At 54.3% G+C, this 25,445-nt stretch carries 22 protein-coding genes and 1 pseudogene; 2 read left to right on the top strand and 21 right to left on the bottom strand.

Annotation, left to right across the window (positions count from 1 at the left end):
- Positions 1-572: 572 nt before the first annotated feature.
- From EJQ19_RS27100 to kdgD, 7 genes are all read right to left on the bottom strand, one after another.
- Positions 573-1,919 carry a helix-turn-helix domain-containing protein gene (locus tag EJQ19_RS27100; RefSeq protein WP_126144354.1) on the bottom strand — a complete coding sequence of 449 codons (1,347 nt, stop codon included), beginning with the start codon at positions 1,917-1,919 and terminating at the stop codon, positions 573-575.
- A gap of 254 nt (positions 1,920-2,173) precedes the next feature.
- On the bottom strand, positions 2,174-3,103 hold the full coding sequence (locus tag EJQ19_RS27095; RefSeq protein ID WP_126144353.1) for an SPFH domain-containing protein: 930 nt from the start codon (positions 3,101-3,103) through the stop codon (positions 2,174-2,176).
- A 1-nt stretch (position 3,104) separates the two neighbouring features.
- Positions 3,105-3,530, bottom strand: a complete 426-nt coding sequence (locus EJQ19_RS27090) for an NfeD family protein (RefSeq protein WP_126144352.1) — start codon at positions 3,528-3,530, stop codon at positions 3,105-3,107.
- 230 nt (positions 3,531-3,760) lie between these two features.
- On the bottom strand, positions 3,761-4,933 hold the full coding sequence (locus tag EJQ19_RS27085; RefSeq protein ID WP_126144351.1) for an alanyl-tRNA editing protein: 1,173 nt from the start codon (positions 4,931-4,933) through the stop codon (positions 3,761-3,763).
- A gap of 92 nt (positions 4,934-5,025) precedes the next feature.
- Entirely contained in the window at positions 5,026-6,486 is a 1,461-nt protein-coding gene (gene gucD / locus EJQ19_RS27080) for an alpha-ketoglutaric semialdehyde dehydrogenase GucD (RefSeq protein ID WP_126144350.1), read from the bottom strand.
- Positions 6,487-6,489: 3 nt separating this feature from the next.
- A complete protein-coding gene (locus tag EJQ19_RS27075; RefSeq protein ID WP_126144349.1) occupies positions 6,490-7,485 on the bottom strand; it encodes a mannonate dehydratase in 996 nt (331 codons plus the stop codon).
- A 12-nt stretch (positions 7,486-7,497) separates the two neighbouring features.
- Positions 7,498-8,421 carry a 5-dehydro-4-deoxyglucarate dehydratase gene (kdgD, locus tag EJQ19_RS27070; protein WP_126144348.1) on the bottom strand — a complete coding sequence of 308 codons (924 nt, stop codon included), beginning with the start codon at positions 8,419-8,421 and terminating at the stop codon, positions 7,498-7,500.
- 143 nt (positions 8,422-8,564) lie between these two features.
- Between kdgD and EJQ19_RS27065 the strand changes: the two genes are divergently transcribed.
- Positions 8,565-9,518 (top strand): AraC family transcriptional regulator, encoded by a 954-nt coding sequence (locus EJQ19_RS27065; protein ID WP_126144347.1) that lies wholly within the window; start codon positions 8,565-8,567, stop codon positions 9,516-9,518.
- Positions 9,519-9,530: 12 nt separating this feature from the next.
- Here the strand turns inward: EJQ19_RS27065 and EJQ19_RS27060 are convergent, their stop codons facing one another.
- Positions 9,531-10,607 carry a Gfo/Idh/MocA family protein gene (locus EJQ19_RS27060; RefSeq protein WP_126144346.1) on the bottom strand — a complete coding sequence of 359 codons (1,077 nt, stop codon included), beginning with the start codon at positions 10,605-10,607 and terminating at the stop codon, positions 9,531-9,533.
- Between the two features lie 211 nt (positions 10,608-10,818).
- On the opposite strand from EJQ19_RS27060, the gene EJQ19_RS27055 reads away from it, so the two are divergent.
- Positions 10,819-11,007: a hypothetical protein gene (locus tag EJQ19_RS27055; protein ID WP_126144345.1), complete on the top strand. Its 189-nt coding sequence runs from the start codon at positions 10,819-10,821 to the stop codon at positions 11,005-11,007.
- 76 nt (positions 11,008-11,083) lie between these two features.
- Here EJQ19_RS27055 and EJQ19_RS27050 read toward each other — a convergent pair whose 3' ends face one another.
- The 13 genes and pseudogenes from EJQ19_RS27050 to EJQ19_RS26995 all read right to left on the bottom strand — a co-directional run bounded on the left by EJQ19_RS27050 (position 11,084) and on the right by EJQ19_RS26995 (position 25,394).
- The gene (locus EJQ19_RS27050; RefSeq protein ID WP_126144344.1) at positions 11,084-12,658 is read right to left on the bottom strand and encodes a glycoside hydrolase family 43 protein; all 1,575 of its coding nucleotides are present in this window, start codon (positions 12,656-12,658) and stop codon (positions 11,084-11,086) included.
- Between the two features lie 29 nt (positions 12,659-12,687).
- A complete protein-coding gene (locus EJQ19_RS27045; protein WP_126144343.1) occupies positions 12,688-13,839 on the bottom strand; it encodes an AGE family epimerase/isomerase in 1,152 nt (383 codons plus the stop codon).
- 154 nt (positions 13,840-13,993) lie between these two features.
- Entirely contained in the window at positions 13,994-15,604 is a 1,611-nt protein-coding gene (locus EJQ19_RS27040) for a response regulator (protein ID WP_126144342.1), read from the bottom strand.
- A complete protein-coding gene (locus EJQ19_RS27035; RefSeq protein WP_126144341.1) occupies positions 15,582-17,375 on the bottom strand; it encodes a sensor histidine kinase in 1,794 nt (597 codons plus the stop codon). The genes EJQ19_RS27040 and EJQ19_RS27035 overlap by 23 nt, the downstream gene beginning before the upstream one ends.
- A gap of 193 nt (positions 17,376-17,568) precedes the next feature.
- A complete protein-coding gene (locus EJQ19_RS32270; RefSeq protein ID WP_241243103.1) occupies positions 17,569-18,867 on the bottom strand; it encodes a right-handed parallel beta-helix repeat-containing protein in 1,299 nt (432 codons plus the stop codon).
- A 9-nt stretch (positions 18,868-18,876) separates the two neighbouring features.
- Positions 18,877-19,401: pseudogene (locus EJQ19_RS32265) on the bottom strand (LamG-like jellyroll fold domain-containing protein); the annotation flags it as partial.
- A gap of 379 nt (positions 19,402-19,780) precedes the next feature.
- Positions 19,781-20,110, bottom strand: a complete 330-nt coding sequence (locus EJQ19_RS27025; RefSeq protein WP_126144339.1) for a spore coat protein — start codon at positions 20,108-20,110, stop codon at positions 19,781-19,783.
- Positions 20,111-20,146: 36 nt separating this feature from the next.
- Positions 20,147-20,374: a hypothetical protein gene (locus tag EJQ19_RS27020; protein ID WP_126144338.1), complete on the bottom strand. Its 228-nt coding sequence runs from the start codon at positions 20,372-20,374 to the stop codon at positions 20,147-20,149.
- 124 nt (positions 20,375-20,498) lie between these two features.
- On the bottom strand, positions 20,499-21,329 hold the full coding sequence (locus tag EJQ19_RS27015) for a DUF2935 domain-containing protein (protein WP_126144337.1): 831 nt from the start codon (positions 21,327-21,329) through the stop codon (positions 20,499-20,501).
- Between the two features lie 82 nt (positions 21,330-21,411).
- A complete protein-coding gene (locus EJQ19_RS27010) occupies positions 21,412-22,548 on the bottom strand; it encodes a GerAB/ArcD/ProY family transporter (RefSeq protein WP_164716738.1) in 1,137 nt (378 codons plus the stop codon).
- A 20-nt stretch (positions 22,549-22,568) separates the two neighbouring features.
- Positions 22,569-22,790, bottom strand: coding sequence for a hypothetical protein (locus EJQ19_RS27005; protein ID WP_126144335.1), 222 nt, complete (start codon positions 22,788-22,790; stop codon positions 22,569-22,571).
- A 15-nt stretch (positions 22,791-22,805) separates the two neighbouring features.
- Positions 22,806-23,975: a Ger(x)C family spore germination protein gene (locus tag EJQ19_RS27000; RefSeq protein ID WP_126144334.1), complete on the bottom strand. Its 1,170-nt coding sequence runs from the start codon at positions 23,973-23,975 to the stop codon at positions 22,806-22,808.
- Between the two features lie 24 nt (positions 23,976-23,999).
- Positions 24,000-25,394, bottom strand: coding sequence for a spore germination protein (locus EJQ19_RS26995; RefSeq protein ID WP_164716737.1), 1,395 nt, complete (start codon positions 25,392-25,394; stop codon positions 24,000-24,002).
- Positions 25,395-25,445: the final 51 nt, after the last annotated feature.

The raw sequence follows: 25,445 nt of genomic DNA, 5'->3' as shown, positions 1-25,445 counted from the left end.
ATTCTGTGGGATCGATTAGGGCTGGAGGCTGGGGAGTGACTCAGGTATCTCGATGGTGGCTGCGGAGAGCTGGGGGCGGTGGTGTCTTCACCTTGACGAGTGTGAGATCCTGTAAAACTTACAGGTAAATTGCTTCAAGCAGGGCAAATCGGAGCAAGATCCTGTAAAAACTACAGCAAAAAATCGAGGAATCCCACAAATCCAGGCTGTTTTCCTCAATTTCAACAAAAAGACATGTACAAATGCAGGTCATGCTATCATTTCGGCGTTAATCTCCCGCATTTGCTGTAGGAAATGCAGGTCATCGCAGATGGGAAACCAGTTGGCGCTGTTGGAAAACCGATTGCCACAGTGGAAAACCGATTGCCACTGCTGGAAAACCGGTTGCGACAGTGGGAAACTGGTTGCCACAGATGGGAAACCAGTTGCCGCTGTTGGGAAAGCAGTCCCGAGCCGTGCCCGCCACGATACGAAAAGCGGAGGCTGCGGCGCGGATAGCCGTGCAACCGCAAGCGTCAGCAGCACGGACTCCTCCATTTGCGGTCACCCGAGCCGGGGACGGGCACCTCGTCTCATACCTGCCCGCCGGTGAACTTCTCCAGGAAGGAGAGCCGGAACGTCTGCTTCGGTCTGCCTTTCGGCACTTTAATGTAGCCTGTGATTGTGATCAGGCCGTGGTCGATCCACTGCAGCAGCAGACGGTGCGTGCTGCGGACAGTGATGCCGAGGATGCTGGCGAGCTCATGCACCTCGAAGTCGAGCTTGCTGGTTCGGGCGACGGTCGCCATGAGCCGGCTGAGGTAGGAGGAGGTCATGCCGGCATCCTCCGCGCTTTTGAGCAAAACGGGATCGGTCACCGACAAATCCCGCGCCAACGGGTCCGCCATCTCCAGGGGACCGATGAGGGTCTTGTCCTCGCGCACGATGAAGCACGTGTTGCCGCCCGCCTCCTTGCAGCGGCGAAGCGCGAGCCGCGCATGGGTGCCGGCCTCGTTCGCGCTGCGCCCGAACCCGATGCCCATGCTCAGCGACAAGCCCATCGACTTCCATACTTCGCGGGCGAGGGGCACGGATTTATAGCCGACGGTTTCCCGTTCAAAGATGCCGCGCGTCGTAAAAAACAGATACTCATCCGCCCCCAGATGCGTCAAATAGCCGTCGAGCGACTCGACGTAGTCGATGAGGTTGCGGTGAATGTCCAGCTTGAAGCGCTGGATATCGTGCTCCGAGCCTTGCTGCTGCAGCTTCTTGCCGAAATCGTCGACGTTCAGCATGCCGACGAGAATTTGCGCTTCCTTGCTGCGGCGGGTTTCCGTGGACAGCAGCGCCCGCTCGAGCGCAACGGTGATATTCCCTTCCGTAGGCGTGATCCATTCGCACGGCACGTTTTCTTGCGCGAGGCGGTCCGCCACTTCTTTTTCAGTGGTCATCGCGCCTGCGCTCTTCCCGCACCGGTACGCGTCCAGGTGAAAAGCGATCAGTGATTCGACCGACGGATAAGGCCCGCCATCGAAAACGAGAAAATTCGCAGGATTTTCGCCGATTTCTTTGACATGCTTGGCGATCGCCGAAGTCGTGAAAGAATCGATCGTAAACTGCATGGCGCCGGAACCGCCCGCTTGCGCGCTTTTGAGCCTGTACAACGCGCTGTACAAGCCCGTATCGGTTAGCGGCAGCATATGGACGGGCAGCGAAGTCAGCACATGGTCTTTGACTTTGCGATATAAGCCAGGCCCCGTTACGAGGAGTACTTCCACATCGGTAAGCAGCTGCTCCGCCGCCATGGGCGCCTCCTCCGTGGAGCATACCCGCGGGACGGGATGCAAAGATGGAAACGACGTGGCAATAACGCCTAATACTTTATGGACAAGGGCATCCGGCCCTACAATGCCGATCGCAATCCGATTGGGAATATCCATGAACATTCGCTCCTTATGTACGAGGGTAGCCAAGAACCAGCGGACTCGCTGCCCGGCTCAATTACGTCCAGTATACGCTTTTCGCCAACTAAAAGACAATTCTTTTTCCCGTCTTTAAATGGACAGGAATCCCCCCCTTGCGCGTCTCGTTAAGGGATGTGCGTTGGAGGATGGCATAAACCCGATTTCAGTGCAGGCGTTTCGAAACGCACCGAAAAAAAACGCCGCCTCATCAGGAGGCGACGTCGGAAGGATTATTCGGTTGACTTGAACATTTTGGACACGGCGCCGATCGACCCCAGCGTGCTGACCACATCAGTCGGCAAGAAAATGGTAGAGGCGCTGCCTTTGGCCATTTCGGACAGCGACTCGAACGATTTATACGTCAGCACCTGCGACGTTAACCCCGCTTCGTTCAGCGCTTCGATCCGCGATCGCTCTGCATTCGCGACGAGTCGGATCGCTTCAGCGCGTCCCATCGCCTCAAGCTCCTGCGACTTCTGCTTCGCCTCGGCGTCAAGAATCTGTCGGCGCTTCTCGGCTTCAGCCGCCAGGACGACGGCGGACTGCTGCGCCTCCGCACGGAGCACGGTCGCTTGCTTTTCGCCTTCCGCCTGCAGGATGCTTGCCCGCTTCTCCCGCTCCGCCCGCATTTGTTTTTCCATCGAGGTTTGGATGTCAATCGGAATCTCGAGCTGAAGAATTTCGACGCGGTCGATACGGACGCCCCAATTCTCGGACGCGTTGTCCAGCGCTTGCCGCAGTTCCGCTTGAATGCGGTCGCGATTGGACAAGATTTCGTCCAACTCCATCTTCCCGATCGTCGAACGCAAGGCGGAAGCGACGATATTATGAATGCCCTGGACATAATTGGCGATGCCGTAGGTCGCCAGCTTCGGATCCACAACCGAGTAAAACGTCGCCAGTTCAACGCCGATCGCTACGTTGTCCTTTGTAATCACGGATTGCGAAGGTACTTTTTCCTGCTGGATGCGCAAGTCGTGCCGGCTCCGGATGCTGTCGATGATCGGAATAATGATGTTGATGCCCGCGTTCAGCGTTTTGTGGAATTTGCCGACGCGCTCGACAATTGCCACGGTTTGCTGCGGAACGATGCGAATCCCTTTGATAAGGATGATGCCGACCAAAATGATGAGAACTAGAACCACGATGATACCGACCATGCTACACCTGCCCTTTTTTCACATAGAGTTTGGACACTTTGACTTCCTCAATCGTTACAACTTCCCCTGCCGCAATTGACTCGTCAGCGAACGCGCTCCAAAGCTCCGTATTTACTCTGACAAGTCCGCCTTCCCCCGGTACGATGTCGCGAATGACATGCGCATTCTGCCCGATCAATTGACTGGGGCTCGGGAGCGTTTCTTTGGACGCCGGAATGAGCCTGCGGCCCAAAGGCATCGCAAACGCATACAGCAGGAAAGCCGACACAGCGAATATACCGAGCTGCACCCAAACGGGTGCATGGAGAAGCGCCCCAGCCATCCCCAGCAGCCCGCTGATGCCGAGCACCAACATATAAAACGTGCCTGTAAACAGTTCCAAAATGACAAAGAACATGGCGACGATCAGCCAAATCAACCAGAGCACTTTGCAGGCTCACCTCCCTTGTTCAGCAACAAGTCCACACTTACAAATGTATGATGGGAAATGAGTGAGTATGTCTGCGACTGGCGGCGCGTTCCCCTTCCTGGCTGACGGGATCGGAGCGTTGACTAATGACATCGATGATCCACTTCGAGGATATGCTTTCCGATCTACGCAAAAAAGCTGCCCCCGTAAACGAGGACAGCCCACCTGACTCTTGCCAAACCCGCCGTTCAGCCAAGCTCCGCCTGGGCAAACGCCATAAAAGCGAGCAGTTCAGACTCGCTCGCGAACCCGCCCTGCGCCAGCTTGTCGCTGCCACCGCCGCTGCCGCCAAAACCTGCCAGCTGCACTTTGAAAAACGCACCGCAGCTCACCGCGCCCTCGCCGTTTTGGGCGAGAACAACTTTGTTGTCCTGCTTGGTCCCCAGCAGAACAACCTGACTCGTCATGGCGGTCATTTGCTTCGCCAAGCTCTGCAAATCCTGCAGCGACTGATCGTCGAAGACACGAGCGACTATCCGTGCTCCTTGTGCACCCTGCAGCAGCTCCTTCGCCATGTAACCGTGCAGCCCCTCCTTCAAGCGGGTGAGCTCGGATTCAAGCGCTTTCTGCTCACGCTCCCATTTGTCGAGGCGGCTTTCGATTTCGTCTTTGCCGGTTTTAAATCTCGCGGAAAGCGCTTGAAGAATGCGCTGACTTGCTGTGAATTCCGCCAAAGCGCGATGCCCGCACAGGAAATACAGCCGCAGGTTCCCTTTCTGCTTCTCCGTCTTGAGCAGCTTGATCAAGCCGATCTCGCCGGTAGACGACACATGCGTGCCTCCGCAGGCATTGTACTCAACGTCCTGCATCTCGACGATGCGGATGTTCTCCGTCACTTTTGGCGGTTTGACGACCGACAGCTGCGCCAGCTCTTCCGGCGAAACGAAATAGCTCGAGATCGCCAGATTGCGATAGATTCGCTGGTTCGCTTCCTCCTCGATCGCCGCCAAATCGCCGGCAGTCAAGTCCACCCGATCAACATCAATCGTGCAGTAATCAAGCCCGAGGTGAAAGCTGACCGTCATCGCCTGGTACAGGTCCCGGCACACGCTGGAGAGCAGATGCTGGCCGCTGTGCTGCTGCATATGGTCGAAGCGAAGCGGCCAATCGAGCTGGCAGTCTACGTCCGTTACCTCTGGAAAATGCGGCACGAGATGCAGCACTTCATCGTCTTCCAAGCGAACATCCAGCACGGGGACACCCTGAATATCCCCGCGATCGCAGGGCTGTCCGCCGCCATGCGGATAGAACGCCGTCCGGTCGAGCACGACAAAAAGACCGTCGTCACGGGTTATTTTCTGGGCAATAACTGCCTTCCATGCCGTCGTATAAGCAGATTCGTAATAAAGCTTCGTTGTCATGCGAACTTCCTTTCCAGTCGGAGACATGAGGGTTTGATTGCCTCTATTCTCCCATCATTCCATCTTCCGAAAAGGTTGTCAAATTCGCACCGTTACGCCTTAACGAAGACGGTTTTAATTTCAGTATAAAACTCAATAGCTGCCTGTCCCTGCTCGCGGGAGCCGGATGAGGAAAATTTCATGCCGCCAAATGGCGCTTGCAGCTCGACACCTGCGCTTTCCGCGTTCACCCGCACCAGACCGGCGTCCATGTCCTGTATGAACGTGAGCATTCGTCCAATATCCTGCGTAAAGACGGAGGCGCTAAGGCCGTACTGTACGTCATTGGCAAGGCGTATCGCTTCTTCAAATGAATCGACTTTCATGAGCGCCAGCACCGGGCCGAAGATTTCTTCCTGCGCTATCGTCATCTCGCTCGTGATGCCTTCAAAAACGGTCGGCTCCAGGAAATAGCCGTCTTCCAGTCCTTGAACCTGCCCGCCGCCGGCCAGCAGCCGCCCGCCTTCCTTAATCCCTGTATGGATGTACGACAGCACGGTGTGGAACTGCTTCTCGCTGGCGCAAGGCCCCATCCAAGTATCGCTCGCAAGTCCATCGCCGACGCGAATTCCCTCGACCTTCTGCAGAAGCTTTCGCTTGAACTCGTCATAAACGGCGCTGTGCACGATGACGCGGCTTGTTGCTGTGCACTTCTGTCCAGTTGAGCGCAAACCGCCGCTGACCGTTGCTTCAACGGCAAGCTCGAGATCGGCGTCCTCGGCCACGATGATCGGATTTTTGCCGCCCATCTCCAGCTGGTATTTGGCCCCGCGAGCAAGTGCGGCGAGCCCGACTTGTTTCCCGACGCGACCCGAGCCGGTAAACGTAATCCCGTGGATGCCCGCGTGCGCCGACATCCCGCTCCCGATCGCTTCCCCGTCGCCGGTCACCAGATTAAGCACGCCGGCAGGCAGCCCTGCGGCGTGGAAGCATTCGACGAGCAGCGCAGCGGTCACAGCGCTTTCCTGCGCCGGCTTAAACACGACCGTGTTGCCGAAAATCAAGGCCGGCGCGATCTTCCACACCGGAATCGCCACAGGGAAATTCCATGGCGTAATCACGCCGACCACGCCGAGCGGCGCTCGCGTCGTGAACATTAAGGCCGCGCTGTCCGTGGACGGAATGACGTCCCCAGTTCGGCGCATGCCCTCGCCGGCGTAATAGCGCAAAATCGCAACACCGCGCGCGGTTTCGCCTTTCGCCTCCGGCAGCGTTTTGCCCATCTCGCGGGTCATAACTTCCGCGACTTCGTCCAAGCGGCGTTCCAGCTCATTCGCCGCCTTGAACAGCAGGTCCCCTCTCGCGGGACCTGCAAGCTTGCGCCAAGACAGCCGCGCGGCTTCGGCGGCGTTCACCGCCGCGTCCAGATCGGCGGCGGACGACTTTTGCACGCAGCCGACGATGTCATGTCGGTTCGCCGGGTTCATGCTCGCCTCCGTTTCGCCGGTGGAAGCGGGCTGCCAAACACCGCCGATATAGTTGAGGTAGGTTCTCACTTGTGCATTTTGTGCCATCGCTTAGTACCCCCTTCCGTTATACTCGGTAACTGCGGCCAGCAGAGCTTTGACATAACCAACCGCATAGGACCAGCCCACCCAGCCGATGCCGGACGGAGAGGAATTATACGGGGCGCGATCCATTTCGAGCGTTGTAATATGATCGGGGTTGATACAGCCGGTATAGCCGACTTTGTGAAGCGCCATCAAAATTTTCGGCATATTCATATGCCCTTCATCCAGCAGCGCCTCCTCGAATGCGCCTGCTGTTGCCAGGCTTCCGCGAATATTCCGGAAATGAACGAGGAAAATCCGGTCTTTGCGTCCATAGTGGAAAATTTCATCCAACACAAGCGGCGTTCCGCCAGCTTCTCCGCGCGTCCCTACGCAGTACACGAGCCCTACGTTACGGCTCGGGAACGCATCAATTACCCGGTTCAAGCCGAGGCCGCCAAACGTCGTATTCGGATGCGGCGTGTCCGAAGGGTGGACCGCCAGCTTCACGTTGCAATCCTCCGCAATCGGCACAAGCTTGGCATACACAGCGTCAAAACGCTGCCACCACGCTTCAAGCTCCGCCACACTTGGCGGCAGCTCGCGAGGGTTTCGCGCTTCCCCGCGCACAAGCGCACCACCTCGATGCACAGCCGTATAGTCTTCGGACATGCGCGGAAACACATCGCCGGCAAATCGCTGCCGCACCAGCGTAATCCCTGCTTCGCCGAATGCTTTAATCGCGTTAGCGCCATGTTCGAGCTGAATCTCCGCTTCAGACTCGCCTGCCATAAAGCTGCTGGAAATGTCCGGCAGCGTCACGCGGTTAATGTCCATACCGAAGGAACGAATCCGCTTTCTGAGCTTCAACAGCCCGTCCAGATCCGGAAAACCCTGCTCCTTCACGCCCGTAAAGGAAGAGCCGCGGGTAAAATCGATGCAATCCACGCCAAGCTGGCACATTTGTCGCAAATCGCTGTCCGACAGCTCCGTCGTCGGCACTTGAATGGATACTTTCATCATGATTGCTTCCTCCTAGGCATGTGTATTGGCAATAAGCTCATGGCTGCGCTGAATGATCGCTTCCAATTGTGTGTAATGCGCCCGTTCAACCGGTATCAGCGGTGTGCGAACAGTCAACCCAACAGGTAGACCAACAATTTCCATGCCTGCTTTAATGAGCGAGACCGCGTAGCCTTTGCGCTGTTGACGAATCCGATGAATCGGCAAAATGATTTCCCGGTAAATCTGCTGAAGCATCGCGTCGTCGCCGGCCAGCAGACATTCGTAAAATTTACGAGAAACATGCGGGATATAGTTGGAAATCGCGGAAGAGTATGAACGGTAACCGATCGCGGAATAGGCAGGCATCGTCAGTTCGGCGAGCGGCATGCCGTTCATCCACTGGAGCCCCTTTCCGATCATCTGCACAAACTCAAGATTCAGCTCAAAATTGCCAAGACCGTCTTTAAATCCGATCACATTCGGGATTTGCGCCAATCTTTCCAACGTAGACAGCGTGAATACCGCATTGTCGCGCTGGTAGACGATAACCGGCAGGCTCGTAGAGCCGGCGATCGTCTGATAGTACTGAAACAGCCCCTCTTGTTCAGGTATAATTAAATAGGGCGGAAGCAACAGCAGGCCGTCGGCGCCGAGCTTCTCCGCCAGCTGCGCGCGCTCCACCGCATCGCGAATGTTGCCGCCTGCGCCTGCAAACACGGGCACACCGCCGTTCGTTTCACTGATGGCTGCTGTGAGTAGCTGTGCGTATTCATGAACCGTCAGTGACTGATATTCACCGGAGCCCGCACCGACAAATATCGAATCCAAGCCATGGCTGACGAGGAATCGGACATTCGCCTGGAAGGCATTTTCATTTACTTGCTCCCGATCGTCAAACGGGGTAACCGGAAATCCCATAATACCGGCGAGCGAAATTGTATGTTCCTGATTCAAAGCAAACAGCCCCTTTACAAGTTTTCTATTTCATTATAGAAAACCCTTTCAAGGGGCGTCTTTATAAAATCATGCCGTATTTTTATAAAAATTCCGTGCTATAATGAACGTCAATCTACCCTACTCAAGGAGCGAATCGTCCCATGCTGAATCCTACCGTATGTTCCCGCAGCAATCTGTATTTGAACCAGCATCTGGTACAGCTCAAAGGCCAAACCGCTTCGCTGTTCATTCACTATTGGGGGGCCAAACCTCAGCATAAGGGCAATAGCCCGCATACACACTCTTTTTTTGAAATATGCTACGTGCTGGACGGAGCGGGTGTCTATTATCATGACGGCGTGACCTATCCGCTTCGAACCGGTACACTGTACTGCTCCAAGCCCGAGAGCCGGCATTATATTCAAAGCGAAGAAGGGATGCAACTGCTGTTCTTTGCACTGGAGCCGAATGAAGCGGAATGCAGCGAGACCTTTCTCAGCGATTTTCGCCAGCTGTGCGGGCACGCTCACTTGTTTATCCCCAATGCCGACCAAAGCGCCCCCGCTTTGATCTGGCAGGCGCTGCTTCTGCAGGCTTCGCAAGCCAATGAGCGGAATCAGGAGCCGATTGCCCTGCTGGCGTATTCCCTCGTCCTGAGCTGTCTCCATTTGTTCCAGCAGCATTCTTTTTCGCCAGAAGCGGCGCTGCCGGCTGTCGTATCCGAATATGCCGGCACGCTCAAACAAGCGAGGTCGTACATCCAAGCCCACCTATCGGAAAAAATCGCCATCGGCGATGTCGCTCAGAACGTCCATCTGTCCGAACGCCAGCTATCCCGATTCATGGCGGAGGAACTTGGCCAGTCCTTCCCCTCCGTCGTCAAAACCGAGCGCATCAAGCGCGCCGCTTATCTGCTAGGCTACACGGATTTGCCGCTAAAGCAAATTGCCGAGGATACCGGCTTTGAAAGCATTCATTATTTTACCCAAGTGTTTACCCGAGAAATGGGAACGCCGCCAAGCGCGTTCCGAAAAAAATGTTTGAATGCCGAAGCCGTGGACGCCTACATCCATACCTACTTGGCGCAGGTTGCCAAGCGTTATCAGAAAGAGTAAGCGTGCCAGCCGCTATTCCGCCCAGCATTGACGCTCCGTAGTCACGGTTTCGCCAGTTGCGATCGCTTGCTCCATCATCATGCCCAAATAATGGTCCTGCGATGCCTCCGCCAAGCTGTAGAAGCTCGGCCCGCCAGCCGCATACTCCGCCATTCGCTGCAGGCAGTCGGCAATCGCAATCTCGTCGTCATACAGACGCGCCGGGGCAAATGGATTCTCATATACCCATCGCTCCCCGCATACAAGGCCCTTTAAATGGTAGCCCTCGGGATTCTCCCATTCTCCTTTATTGACGCGCTGGAGTTCTAGCCGCTGCTCTGAGCAATCTTCCAGCTGAATCAGAACCCGCTGATCCCAGATTTCCCCGCGCTCCCCGCGCACGTTCAAATGATTGGATCGGGTCCAGGACCGATGTTGGTCTTTCGTCCAATCGTAAATCCCAAGCCGATCGCCAAAATCAAGCCACGCCAAATCCCTCTGCAGCGGGATCAGCTTGTCCTCCGTGGGCGGGCCGCTGCGCGTTGGGCCATTCACCCACTGCGAGCTAAAACGTGAGCCGCGAATGACAGCGTTCTCATACGTGACACCCAGCATTTTGCGCATAAGGCTAATCGCATGGTACGTCTGTGAGATGGACACTGTCGTCTCGGTAATGCGGCCCAGTCGGCCCGAACGAATCAGCCCTAGCCGTGCCTGCTGGACGGGATGCAGCCAGTACTGCTCGGCAACCTGGACCTTGGCCCCGCGTTGCGTCAGGCGCTCGTGAAGCCTCCTCAACCCGTCAAGATCGGGTGCAGGCGGCGTTTCCGACAAAGCCGGAATGCCGTGCTCGGCAAGCTGTACGAGGTAGTTGGGGCACTCCGCCCAACCGACGGAGACAACCGCAAAGCTCGGGTCTTCCTCCGCAAGCAATTCCTCTAGTGTACGGTAGGTAGTCACGCCCCACTGGGCTTCCATCTCTCTGCCTTTCGCCTCGTCACGGACGACCAGACCGCTGATCCGAAAGCGTTCGGGCAGCGCTGCTGCAATCCGCAAAAAATATTGGGCGCGAAAGCCAGCCCCGCCAATAATGCTGAATGGAATTGCCATACAATATCCGCCTCCTCATGGTTAAACACTCCTTCTATTGTAGCCCCTTCAGGCGCACTGTGTCGACTTTCTCTCACGGACTGGCTGATTGTGACAAACTGTAAAACTCTTACTAATTTTCAAAATTCGCCGACAAATTTCCTGATACTTCGCAGCGCGATTTTGATAAGTTAAGCTTAAGCACAAAATTAACCGGACGGAGGGTGTCCACATGATTTCTCTGAATGATAAGCCCATGCATCTCGATCAATTCGCCAAGCTGATCCAAATGGACGAATCTCGGCTATCCCGCATCTGTCAAGGGATTGAGAACAACGGCTACGTTTTCAACCGCAACGAGCAGGGGCATATCGATTTGTCGGAGAGCGATATTACGGTTGTATTAAGCTTTTGTTTGTAAACATAATCGGGGTCTTTCTGAAAGGGAAAAGCCTCTCGCTTTGCCAAGCCGGCAGAACGAGAGGCTTCTTTAACGTCTACGAAAGCTCTTCGTAGTCCCAATAATCAAAATCCGCGTGCAGCCGCGTTCCCCGCAAATCCTGCACGCACACGCCTGCGAACGCTCCCGAGAACGATAGTTTCCCCCGGTAGCTGTCGGCGAGATTGCCGGAATAGAGATCAGGGCCGATCGGCAGCCAGTTCGAACCGTCGAGAGAATAAGAGAACTGGATGCGCTCAACCCTCATTGTCGCTTTCAAATACACACGTTGGCCTTTCGGAATTGGCACATAAGCATCCAGCTCGGCATACTGCCCCTGGTCGCTGACGATGATCGCCAGATGCTTCCCGTGCTCCTCATCCCGGGAGATGCGCAGATAATAGTGGTCGGCATCGTCATACAAGAGCACAAGCCCCGCCATCTGGGTAAAAGCCTCCGGTTCGTAGTCCACACACGTGCGAACCTCGCAATCGAAGCTCTCGATCCGCCTGGCTACCAGGCTCTGATGGTGCAGGGACATCAGCGACTCACGGCCCCTAAGCCGCAGGAAGCCGGGACGCTCGGTCAAGCTGAGCCATGAAGGTTCCATCGGCACCCGCAGGGAGTGCCAATTCACGCCAAGCGTCGGCGCGTCAAAATCGTCCCGCACGGGCTCCAGCGCGAACGGATGAGGCGTCAGCTCGGCGTCCGGAATCACGAGCTGCGGCTGCTTACCGCCGCCTGCGAGACGCAGCCAGCCGTCCTCGGTCCAGACGACCTTTTGCAGAGATGTCTCTCGGCCTAGCGGACTGAGTCCGCTTCCGTCCGGCAGCGGCCGCAGGCAGATAAATACCATGTACCACTCGCCGTGCTGAGTCTCGACCAGCGAGCCATGCCCGGCATTTTGCAGCGGATGCTCCGGCGACTCTCTCGTCGTCATTAGCGGATAATCAGGGTCAACTTCATAGGGCCCGCCAATCGAAGTCGCACGCATCAGCGTTGCCGCATGCATCGGTCCGGTGCCCCCTTCAGCCAGCAGCAAATAATAGTAGCCGTCCTTGCGGTACACCATCGGGCCTTCCGTTACGCCAAGGTCCGTCCCCTTCGTCACCAGCTTGATGTCCCCGATCAGCCTACCCTCTATTGGGCAAAACTCCTGCATGACGATGCCGGCGAAGCGGCTCTTCCCCTGCCGGAAATCCCATTGCATATTGAACAGATATTTACGCCCGTCCGCATCGTGGAACAGGAAATGATCGAAGCCGCTGGCGTTCAAATAAATCGGTTCCGACCAGGGACCGGAGATCGACGGTGCTGTTACAACGTAATTGTGCAAGTCTTTGTAGACGCCTTTGCGGCCGACCACATTCGTGAAGCACAGGTAAAAGATGCCGTTATCATAGCTTAGCGACGGCGCCCAAATGCCGCCGGAGCTGGGCACGCCGCGCAAATCAAGCTGGCTCACCCGGTCCAGCGGACGGGTTAACGGCCGCCAATGCTTCAAATCTTTGGAATGATGAATGACTACACCCGGAAACCATTCGAACGTGGATGTGGCGATGTAGTAGTCGTCGCCGACCCGAAGAATCGAGGCGTCCGGATGGAAGCCGCGCAGAATCGGATTGTGAATCATAATGCTCGCTCTCCTTTGCCGGGAAACCTCTACCACAGGTACAGATCGTTTCCTTTTAATTTGAAAATCGCTTCCATAAAATAGTAATCGCCATAAATGATCGCATGATGGTGGCTCGCCGCATGATAAGCGCCGGAACCGTACTGCAGGATGCAGTCGCTGTTCTCCGTCCAGTCGCTGCGGGCATCCAAGGCTCTAAGCAGCTTTATCGCCGCGTCCAGATAGAGCGGCTTCTCGTACTCTCCGACGACCTTGGCGATTTCGATAAGACCGCAGGCCGCAATCGCCGCCGCCGTGTCGTCCTCGCGCTTCGGTTCCTTCGGCTGCCGGAAATCGACCGGAATCACGCCGTCCGCCGGGATATTGGCGATAAAATAGTTCGCAACCCGCTTCGCGGTTTGCAGGTACTCTTCCTTGCCTGTATGGATGTAGCTCATCATGAAGCCATACAGCGCCCACGTCTGGCCGCGTGTCCAGGACGAGCCTTCCTCGTAGCCTTGGCCGCCGTATGTTTTCACGACGCCGCCGTTAAACGGATCGAACTCGACGATGTGATTCACCGAGCCGTCCGGGCGAACGAACGCCGTCATCGCCGTATCGGCATGCTTCATCGCAATTTGCTTGAAGCGCGGATCTCCAGTCTCCTCGGATGCCCAATATAGCAATGGGATATTAAACATGCAGTCGATGATCGCCCAGCCGCGTGTGTCGCATCCTTCCAAATCGTTCCAGGCACGAATGAACCCTCCGGCCAGATTGAAGCGCCCCGCAAGCAGGTTGGCTGCGTGCAGCGCTCTTTTGCGCGATTCAGGACTCTTGGTCACACGGTAGTTCGCCACGCTGGTCGGCAGCCACATAAACCCCACGTCGTGATGCAGTCCGTAGTAATCCTCGAAGCAGCGATCGAGCTCTATCTCGGAAAACTCAGCAATCTCTCGATACTTCTCGTCACCCGTTTCATGATGCATCAGCCACATCATGCCGCCCCAGAATCCGTTCGTCCACCAGCAGATGCCGTCGGTATCCGTGCCTGTCGGGTTGTCCACGATGCGGTTGTCGTGCGTCCCTTCGATCGTTGTATATGGAATTTTGTTTTTTGATTTTTCGCTGACCCACGCCATTTTCGTCGTGATCTTGCCAACGACTTCCTGCATCCAGGCTTGTTCTTGTACGTTTAACATGCGTTATGTCCACTTCCCCTTTGAGATTGACCTGCTTGGTCGTTGTTCAACCAGTGTAGTTCATCCGACTTGGGAAGAAAATGCAGTTTTTAAAGACGGACGTGCGCTTTTTTTGTAACTTTGCCCGCTGCTGACGCCGACAGCCCCTCGGCCCTCACGGCGCAGAGCCTCCCTTCAGTTGGCTCTTGTACTCCTGCGGCAGCTTGCCGTAACATTTTTTAAACATATCGCTGAACTGCCGAGGATTATGGTAGCCGACCTGCTCCGCAATCTCGTACACGAGCAGATCGGTTTGCAGCAGCAGCCGCACGGCGTTTTTCATGCGCACGTTCGTGACATACTGCTTGAAATTTTCCTGCGTATGCTTCTTGAAGAAGGAGCTGAAATAATACGGATTCATAAACACTTGGGCCGCTATGCTTTCAAGTGTAATGTTCTCGCTGTAGTGCTCCTCGATATACTCCTTGATCATGCGCAGCTGCTGCGCTTCACGGCTGCCGCCGGAGGCGCCGATCCCTTCCAGAATGTCCATAATCCGCGCAGAAATAAAATCGGCCAGATCCGTGAAGCGGTAAAACTGATGCATCCGCTGCAGCCAATCGTTCCGCTGCTCCAACGTTACCTGGAGCGGCACGCCGATCGCCGTCAGCTCCTCGAGCAGTTCGGTTAAAAGCGAGTAGCCGTTCAACACCGCCGTCTCCTTGATCCCGCGGCTGCTCTGCGCCATCTGCGCGAACAAGCGGCCGCAGCGCTCCTGCAGCAGCTCTTTATCCTTGGCCACGACCGCTTGAATGACCGCTTGCCGGGCTTCCGCCAACGCTTCTTCCGAGCCGGCAGCCGGCTCGTTCTGCGACCAAGACAGCACAGACCCGGCCTCGAGGAAATACGATGCGCCCGCAGCGTCAACCGCCGACTTATACGACTGCCGAAGCTCCTGAAGGTCGGACACCGTTTTGCCGATGCAAATGGTCACATGGATTTTCAGGTAAAATAAAATCTTATCTCGCATTTCCCGCGCCAGCCGCAGCAAATCGTCGCCGGCGCCCTCATGGTTCACGATCACGCACAAATTCTCGGCCTTACGCAGTACGAGGCCAACGCCAAACGGCTGAATCAGCTCGTCCGCCAAATTGGACACGGCGAACACGAGCAGCCGTCGCTCATGTTCGCCCCAACGGCCGTCCTGCTGCTGCAGATGCTCCAGCTCCAGATACAACACGGAGAAATATGGCGCCGTCAATGGCGTCTCCAACGCCGTTAGCTTCCGCAGCGCTTCCTCCCGCCGAATCTCTCCCTGGGTAAGCCGATCGAACAGCTCCTCGAGCTGCGTCTTTTTATCCTTCTGCTCATAGACCGCCAACTTGCCCTTGGATGATTCATCTTCGTGCGCTTCTTGCAATTGGGTCAGAGCTTTATGCACCGCATCCAGCAGCAGGCTCTTCTCAATCGGCTTCACCAAATAATCGACAGCGCCAAACGCAAGCGCATCCTTCGCGTAGGAGAACTCCTGATAGGCCGATATGAAAACAATTTTCGTCCGCAGCTGCCTGCGCTGCACCTCCTTGATCACGTCGATCCCTGTGCCGTCCGGCATCGAAATGTCGGTTACGACCAAATCGGGCTGCTTCTCGTCGATTTGCTCCATCAAGCTTCGGCCCGTCATGGCTTCGCCCACGATCTCAATGCCGAGCTCCTGCCACGGAATCAGCTTCTTTAATCCTTTTATAATAATCGGTTCATCGTCAGCCAGAATGACGCTTCTCACGTGCGCTCACCTCTTTCGTTAACGGAATGACAAGCCGGACCGTCGTCCCGATGTTCTCGGAACTATTGATTTCGACCCCAAAGTTTGCCCCATACAGCGCCTGTACACGCTCATGAACATTAATCAACCCAATGCTGCTGCCCGTGTCCAGCGAACTGCTGTCGGCCAGCTTCTGTCTGACCGCTGTCAGCTTCTCCTCGTTCATGCCTACTCCGTCATCATCGACCGTAAGGCTGAGCAGATGGTCAGCAAATTTCTCAATGGTAATGCGAACGGTGCCTTTGCCCTGCTTCGGCATAATGCCGTGGTAAATCGCGTTTTCTACCATCGGCTGCAAGCTCAGCTTCGGAATCGCACAGTCCAGCACCTCGCTGTCGAAGCGGAAATCGAGGCCGAGCCGATGCTCGCCGTAGCGAATGACCATCAACTGAAAGTACTGCTCGACATTCGCCTTCTCCGCACGCACCGTCACCGTCTCTTCCCCATAGTCCAGCACATACTTAAGCTGATGGGAAAGGGACAAAATCATATCGCCGACCTCGTTCGCATCCTCCGCGACCGCGCTCATGCGAATAACCTCCAGCGTATTGTACAAATAATGCGGACGAATCTGGCTCTTCAGTGCATTCAGCTCCGCCTGCTTCTGCTTGATCCGTGCGACGTAGACAACGTCGATGTATTCCTTGAGCCGTCCCACCATTTTATTGAAACCGTGCGACAACAGGCCCAATTCGTCCGCTGACTGCACGGTCACTTTCGTTTCGAAATTGCCGGATTCAACCTTCGCCATTTCCCGCGTAATGCTGCGGATCGGAATCGAGAACCGATTGGAAAACCAGATCGCCACCGCGATCAACGACACGATGCACAGACCGATAACCAGTGTAATGGTCTGGATTAACTGATCGATTTTGAAGAACAGCTCTTTTTTATAAAATTCGCCGATGACTTGCAAATGATTCTCAGGCGCTTCCTGCTGGAGATGCAAAATATCTTCCGATGCCTTCTCCTGATAAATCGTACCGATGAGGTCGGGCTGATTGCTGTACAGGATACTGCCGTGCTCGTCCACGACATAGACCGTATCCCGTTTGTTCAGCACCATCTGCTTGAAAATATCATGAAAAGCACCCAGCCCCACGTCCATATAAAAGGTGCCGACCAAATCGCCCTCGACCTTCGAGGCACCGAGCACATCCGTTAAGTTACGGGCAAAGGTCATCACCGGCTCCGTTTCCCCGAGGTAGTAGTCCTGTTTATGTGTCGGGAAAAAGGAAAGCCCGCTGCGGTTAAGCTGCGTTTGCTGCCGCCATTCGAAGCGCGGAAATTGATACCGGTAATCGAGGGCTACGTTATTTTTCGTCATCGTTTGAAACGCTCCGTCCGGCAGGACGAAGAAAACGCTTTGCAAATCGCGGTCCGTATACAGCACCGTCTGCAAAAAGTCGTTGATCGTCATCGTCAGGCGGAGATCCTTGTCCCGCGTTTGCGCGGCGATCGCTTGTCCAAGCTGGCCGTACTGGCCGCTGACCCCATAAGAATACATCAGCTTGGAAATGTTGTTGTATTTCACGAACATATCGTCCACATTGCGGCTCGCAAACAGCAGCATTTGCTCGTAGTTGTTCGTCGCATACCGCTCCATGAAGCCGCTGAACGTGCGCAGTGAAATATAGCTCAGAATGAGCAGCGGAATAAGCCCCACCGTAATGAAGGAGAGCGTAAATTTGGCGAAAATGCTTTTGTGAAGCCGAAAAGGGTTGGATTTCATGCTGCAGCCTCGTTCCATGCGTCGGGATATGGTTATTTTAACAGAAACGCCGCCTGTTTCTCCTATTATAAGCTTGCAACCGCTTTTTTTGGAGTGCAGCTATTGCATGTGGAAGTGCAGTTTTTTAAGATGCGGCTGCACGTTAAAGCGCAGCGCCGTCCACAAGGGACAGCGCTGCGCTTTATTGCAAAGGTTAGTTGTGACCGATGTCTGTGCCGCTCGGCGTGCCGGCCCCAAGCAAGTCGCTGCCGGCAGCCAGCTTCAGGAAATTGCCCAGATTCGGCGAACCGTCGGCGTTGCGCGTCAACGTAGGGGTCAGGCTGACAAAGTCCGCATCGGTGGCGAGAAGGCCCTTGTCGTTCGTGCTCTTGTTATTCTTCCACCATACGTTGGTGCTGGACACGTCCGTGCCGCTTGTTTTATCGCTGGATGAGCCCTTGTAGGACAGGTTGTTCGTGAACACATGCGTACCTGCGTCAAAGGCAAAATTGCTCTGTCCGTTGTTGAAGGATGTGTTGTTCGTCAGAGCAATCGATCCCGGATTGCTGTTATAGGTAAAGCCGTGCTTTTTGTTCGAATAGGCGACAGAGTTGATGACAACATGGTTCACGGCAATTTTTTCGCCGCCTAACTTGTAGCCGTTGCCGTCGCTGTTGCTTGTCGAATTGCCGTCGGACGTCTGCCCGTTATGGTGCGCTACGCTGTTCTTAATCGTAACTGCACCGATCGGCCCTGTTTCCGATTTGGTATAAAGATCCCAGCCGTCATCTGTGTTGTAGGCCGAAATGCAGCCGTCGAACACGTTGCCTTGCCCGACCGTCAGCTTCGCGGCGAAACCGTCCGCATCTTCTCCGTTATCCGGGTCGTAGTTATCGTGCGAATAGGTGTTCTTAATCGTATTGTTCGCCGGCCACTCGCTGTTCGCTGCCGTCGATGCGTAACGGCCGAGCTGCACGCCGGTATCGCGATTGTGGTGAACGTCCAGATTATCCAGCACATTATTGCTGCCGGAGACATATACGCCGTTGTCGGCTGCGCCTTTCACTTCGAGCCCTTGGATACGCCAGTAGCTGCCGTCCACTTGCAACCCGCGGTTATTCAAGGACACATCGGACATGTTGTACGATTGTGATGAGAAGTCCAGCACGGGCTTTTCGGAGCCATAGGGCATGATGGTCTTGAGCGCTCCCGCCGTGCCGTTGTTGGTGCGATCGATCGTGATTTGGCTGCTGTAGCTGTAGGCGCCGCCGCGCAGATAAATCACGCCGCCAGGTGCAACTTTGCTGAGCGCTGCCGTTAGGCTGGTCGGGCTGGCAAGCGTGCCCGGGTTACTGTCGGTGCCGCTCGGCGAAGCATAGACCGCGCTTGTGCTTGGCGGCGGCGTTGGTGTACTTGAGGGCGACGGGCTAGGCGACGTAGATGGTGTTGGGGACGGCGTCGTGCTGGTCGTAGGCGCAGGGGTAGTCGTCCCGCCCGAGCCGTCCGACACCACGACTTGATCGAAGCTGACAGCCGCCTTATACCCCACCAGACCGATCCCGCCGGACGTCAGGCTTGTATCCGTAGCCGTAAGCTGCAGGGTGCCGTTCACATACATATTTAACGTGGAGCCGTTCAGTTCCAGCTTCACGCTGTACCAGGTTCCCGCCGCAAGCGGATAGCTCAAGGTTGCGAGAGTTGTCGTGGAACCGCTTACTTTTTTCCTGATTTCAAGCTTGCCTCCGCCGCTGTTGTACAGCGAAGCAGCATAGAAGTTATTGCCGTCCTGATAACGGCCTGCAACGTAGGCGCGATTCGTGCCGTTCCAGTTATCAATCTTTACGTTCGCCTCAACCGAGTAATTCGTCCAGGCGCTGCTGCCCGCAGACGCGCGTCCCTCGTTTGAACTGGTCTGCCGATACACATAGTTGCCGCCGTCTTGCCCGACAGCCCAAGTGCCGTTCTGGGTTGTCCATCCCGCTGCATCCCCATCGTCAAAGTTATCGCTGAATACATTCGCCGCAAATACGGATGGAATGAGGAGCATACCCGCAAGTAAAGAAGATGTCGCCAGTGCCGCAATAGTATGATGATGTGCCAATCTAAGCTTCTTCATGAATCAGCCTGCCTCCTTATAGTTGTCATTCATTAAACAAGCCGCTTTCTCTGTTCACCTCCAATGCCTTCTTTCTCCCGGCTCGCAGAGATTATGATTTATCGCCAACGCCCACTCCGACTATATCCAGTCTTTCCCAAGTGCGGCAATAATCATTTTTACATAAATTAACTTTTGCTTGTAAAATCAACTCCTCTCAGGCACTGATAATCTTTATCTCAGGTCATAATCAAAGGACCTTCATTTCTGAAAAAAAAGAACAAGCAGCCCCTGCGGCACTTGCGCACCCGGTCTCTGCTTGTTCTCGGTATCAATGGAATGTCGGAAATTGCGTTTGATAATTGGTGAACTGCGTTTTCGCCTGCTGAATTTCCTGCTGATCGGCGACTTTCATTTTGTACCAGCCCTTTTGAAACATTTCGTTAAAGATCTGATACTGCGTGTTATGCGTGTTGCTCAAAATCGATTGCACCGTTTCGTGCAGCTTTGGATTTTGCATTTCCAGCAGACCTGTATTGTAGCCTGACGACAAATACTTTTCATGTGTCAAAATCTCATTCAGAAAATCGCGATCGTTCAGCTCCGGTCCCTTGACCTGCGGAAGCTGGCCCGTCTGAGGCATTGCGAGCTCAAGACTCATCCCTATATCCCTCCTATAAGTAAGTGCTTCTCACTGCTATTGCAGCAATTGAAGCAGCGAATTGTAGTGGTTCAGATGCTGCTGGCCGGTTTGCTTGATCAACGCTTGAATCTGCGGATCCGTGCACCGGTTCGCGGTATCATTGCATTTCTTCATGGCAAGCAGCTCCCAGGACAAAAAATCTTTCACATAAGAAAGTTCCTTGTCGGTCAGCACATTGCGATCGGATGTCATTGGATTTTGCTGAGACTGACTGTTCGGCATGTCGGCTTCCTCCCTTTCTTGTTGAAGATGGACTCGCTTCATCTACTATGTGCCGCAAGGTACGGTTTTATCCATAAGGCTACGCCAGAACGCAAATAATCCGCGCTGCGCGCGCGGAGTCATTTCAAGTTGATGAAGGGCTGCCATGCCGCCTTCGAATGGAGCAATGCTCCAGGGTATGGGCATCCGGCACGAATTCGGCTAACTTACGCATGAAATAGCAGGATTCCGGAAAATGATGATCGAGAAAGCGCAGCGTCGCCTTCGAAAGCAGCTCGGTGTTCTCGTATTCAATAACGATGCGCCCCACGAACGCGTAAAAGGCTTTGACGGTTTCAAGCACTTCCCTGGCAAAATGTATCTCGGCCGGAAAACCCGGCGGCGTAAACCGCAAATAGCCTGTCATTGCACGGTTTTTTACCATGTAAGAGGAGAACTGTGCGGCAAATCGATCGGTTTCCGCCCCCAGCTTTTGCTCTACCGGGTCAAGCAGTCCATGCAGCAGGACGGCATGGCCTAGCTGGTCCTCCAGCCACATATCCAACAATTCGGTCAGCGTGAGCGACACGGCTGGAACGCCTCGGACCCAGTACGAGAGCTGCCGCAGATACTCCTTGTTCTCGTTGATCGTGCCGTTGAAATAGGAGGGCGTTAGGTTCAAATTAACTTTATTCCAGATCCGTAAATGCTGCATATGGCCTTCCAGCCGACAGTAGGCATCCGCCAACGGGTACACACTTTGGGCAAACACCTGCATATTCGGCGATTCCGCCCCCTCCAGCGGTTGAAGCCCTTCGGCGTGCCGAATCGCCTCCCGAAACAATGGGAAAAATTTTTCCGCCTCCTGCCACCATTTCGTCTCCGAAGGAGATAAAAAATCTCTTAAAAAATGCGCATGGTCATCCAGCACCTCAAGCCAAAAGAGATGCTCTTCCTTCAATGTGATCGGTCCCATTGTACGTGTCGCCCCCTCTCCTTTTCAATTCCCTTACCTAAATGTATGTTAGGAAATTGAACAATAGAAGGAAGGGGGCGGCTTACGGCTGCTGCGGCTCTGCGCTCATATCGGCTGCAAGTGCCGCGGAGCGTCCTTTCTTACCTCTGACCCAAGCTGCAAGCGGATATAGGAAGAACAGCACTTCCGTACACAGCGCGTAGCTCGCCCATGAGCTGTTAAAATCCTCAGATAGTTCGATCGGATTTTTGGCAAGAATCAGTGAGATGGAAATGACCGCAGCCGCTAGCGGGAAGGTAACTGTTCTATGTTGGCGCAGCGATAAGGCCTGCGAGAAGATTAAAGTGCCGAAATTGAAAATGATCGCAAGTTTAATAAAAAATCCGGTGAACCAGATGGATACAATCAATGCATCGATATTATGCAAGAAATCTCCCAGATGCATGAATCCCGTCAGCTCTAACGCAGGGTAGACCAACACCGCGGAAAGCTTGGGCCCGAAGAAAAACATCATCATGAGAAACTCCATGATCAGGATATATGTCCCAGCCATGGAGCCAAGCCAAATGATTTTTCGGATGTTCCGGTCTGGATTGAACTGTGGCGCCATATAAGCGAACATGATTAACTCGCCGTACCAGGGAATGAGCGCATACGTCTGCTGCCAGATGATCTTCCAATCGTGAATTCGAGTAAATTCGTACCACATGGGCGAATCCATCGTATTCATAAAAAACAACGGCTTGAACATAAACAATCCGCCAATCACCAGAAAGCACCCCTGGGCAAATCGAAATACGGTGGATACACCAGATTGGGTAAGCGCGACGATGGGCAGCATGACCAAAATGGCCACCGCGACGGGGGGCGTCTCTCGCAAATAGATGGGCATAAAAAAGTCGGTAAACTCTCGCAAAATGAACGCACTTAAATGGAGATAAAAAATAGCTACGAACATCAGCACGGCTTTATGCACGCATCTGGGAAGGAGCGTTCCGCCATAAATCCCCACATACTGAGTAGGCAATCTCATCGCAAAGCGCATCCCAAGTGTTGTGAGCGCCGTTCCAGCAATCGCAGCCAGCAGCATGCACATGCTCCCATCAAAAGAGGCTACTCCCGCCAGCGGCGAGAGCAGGAAAGCGATCGTTGTCGAGAACACGAATACAAAGATAAGCCCGCCAAGCTGCATGCCCGTAATTGTTCCTTGGTTATTCATTCTTGAGGCCCTCCCGTGCATTAACTGCCCATCATAAAGTGCTGCAGCGGTTCAAAGAAGAACCGAATGGCTTTGTCCGGATTCACCCAATTCGGCCTCACAATGCAAAGCATACCTAGCAGAAAAGATACACTAGTGACGGAGAACGCCACTTTTCTTTCTTTCGCTTCCACGCTGTGTCGCTTCATGAGTACAAGCTGATAACTAACAATAACTGCATAGCCAATGATAAGCAACAGCATGCTCCTCAGCTCCTCTTACATGGTGGCCGTTCGGCTTACACCTGTGCCCCGAAGGGTGACTTTAATGTCAAACTCAAGCTTCATATGCGCAAACATTTGCTCCCTGGGATTATCCGACCATTCCTGCCAAAGCTGCGGATATTTGTATTTAATTTTCTCACTCCACTGAAACGTATCCACCTGCTCGGATTTGGCTTTGTCCGCCGCCCCGCGAACCAACTGTTCAATGCGCCGGTTAATTACCGCTTCCAGCTTCTTGATATTCGCGCTCGTGGTCAGATTCATGTTGGATTCAATCGCAACCAGATCGGCGCTGCCTTCGATCGTCACGTGCAGCTTCACATTGCTTCCTTCGCGAATGGCATAGACGTTAGGCCTCGTATCCTCGAGTCTGGCGCTGTAAACCCCATCGTTGCCCGGAAGCTGTCCCGTGATCAACATCTCAGGAACCCGATTTTTAAGTAGCAGCAGCCCGGGCATCTCCTCGTTGGTGAAGCGGTCGATAACTTTACTGTCCTTCATAATGGCAGCGCCGCCAACGCCTGACCACTTAACCGTCTTCCCTTCGGAAAGCAGCTTCATATCTCTCATGCTCAGTTCGGGAATGTAGGAATCCCCGAAATTATTCCATACACTGTATAGCAATTCGCGAATGCGAATGGGCGGAACTTGCTTCATATGGGCAGCTTCGCGCCACACTTCCGTAGGAAACCGTTCGAAGATGGTCTCGAGCTTTGCTAGATTTTTCGCCATGCCATTGAAATAGAACACGTAGATCGGCAGCCTGAAGTCCGTTGCCCGGATCAAGTGATCAAAGAGCGGCTTCAGCCCTTTTCTAGCAAATCGATCGCCGATGATAACCACTTGAATTTGCCCCCAAGTGACCGTACGAGGCAGATCCTGTTGAATGTGCTGAAGCGCTTCTGCAACATCTGCCCCGGATCCTGTAATCAACACGAACGGCTTCGTATTTGGGACATTCGAGTTCAGGCCGGTGGAGATCCGATTCGGCAGCATGAACAACGTTGATACTTCCGTCTGGCCATTTTCATTCAAATCGACAAGCATGGCTGAGACGAATGTGCGGTCATTTAATTCCTGTTTGGACCAACAGCCGGTTAAGCTTGCCAAGAGAGCAGCGAGAAGACTGATCTTGAGAATAAGCCGTATAACATGTCGCAGCATTGCCGATTCCACCACCTCTTGCCCTTATTTCTTGCGCAGCCAGAACGTCCACGGAAACCGGCCAACCGCATCCTTCATGTCTTCCGATTTGTAAGGAATTAGCGGAGACAAATATGGCGTACCGAATGAATCCAATGACAATAAATGGATGTAAATCAAGAAAACGCCGATCAAGAGGCCGAGCAGCCCGAACATCGCGGAAATCATCAACAGCGCAAACCGAAGGAAACGAATCGTCAGCGTCATTGAAAAGTGCGGTACCACGAACGAGGAGATACCTGTCAGTGCCACGATGATGACCATGGGCGCACTCACGATCCCGGCTTGCACCGCGGCGTCGCCGATAACGATAGCCCCGACGATGGAAATCGTCTGCCCCATCGTCGTCGGAATGCGTTGTCCCGCTTCCCGCATAACTTCGAAGGCGATCTCCATCATCAAGGCTTCCAAAATAGCGGGAAACGGCACGATATCCCGGCTCGCCGCCAAGGAGATCAGCATGTTGTACGGCAGCATCTCCGGATGATATGTCGTGATCGCAACGTACGCCGAGGGCAAAATAAGACTGACGCCGAAGAAGAAATACCGGAGGATCCGTATCCAGCTGCTAAAAAAATACCGCTGATAGTAGTCCTCCGGCGATTGCACGAACGCCAGCAGCGTAGCCGGCGCAATAAGATTGTTCGGCGTGCCGTCCGTCAGAATGGCGACGCGCCCCTCAAACAGTGAGGAAGTGACCACATCGGGTCGTTCCGTATTGAGCATTTTGGGAAAAGGCGAGGAAAGACGGTCATCCAATACCTCCTCGATAAAGCTGCTGCCTGGAACACGCACCGCCTGAATGCTTTGCAGCTTGGCCCGGAACGTATTGACGAGCTCGCCGTTATCATGTCCCTTCATATAGAGAAGCATGACAATCGTATGCGACTCGCTGCCGATAATAAATTGCTCAATGACCAAATTCTCGCTTTTGATTCGCTGCCGAATCAGGGAAAGGTTGGTCCAAATATCCTCAACGAAACTTTCCTTGGGGCCGCGTATCGTTTTCTCATTTTCGGAGACGCTGATATCCCTTTTAGCCGGTGCTGCAAAAGGGAACAGAATGCCTGCCGTTTGTCCCGAGATGCACAGCAGCGCATGGCCGCACAGCAAGCCGTCGAGCGATTCTTCCGGGGTGTGCTTGATGAAATAGGTTGTCGGAAAAAAAGTGCGCGTTTGGTAAATACTCGCCAGCAGCTGCTCGACGTTCCCTGAGAAGGAGCGCATCATCGGGCGAAGCACATGGGTTTGCAGCATCTCCAAATCGATTGCATCCAGCAAATAAAAAATAGTGCACACAAACTGCCCCTGCTCGATCCGCTGGGCAATGATGTCGGGACGTTGCTGCAGCCTTTCGCTGATCCACTCTGTCAGTGCCATATCTTGGGCTTCCTTTTTGGTCGTAGCTTTCTCCAGAATCACCCAAATTAT

Source organism: Paenibacillus whitsoniae, from assembly GCF_003955665.1.
Taxonomy (GTDB): Bacteria; Bacillota; Bacilli; order Paenibacillales; family NBRC-103111; genus Paenibacillus_E; species Paenibacillus_E whitsoniae.
The sequence above is the reverse complement of the archived record's forward strand: the minus strand, read 5'-3'. Positions and strand labels throughout refer to the sequence as shown.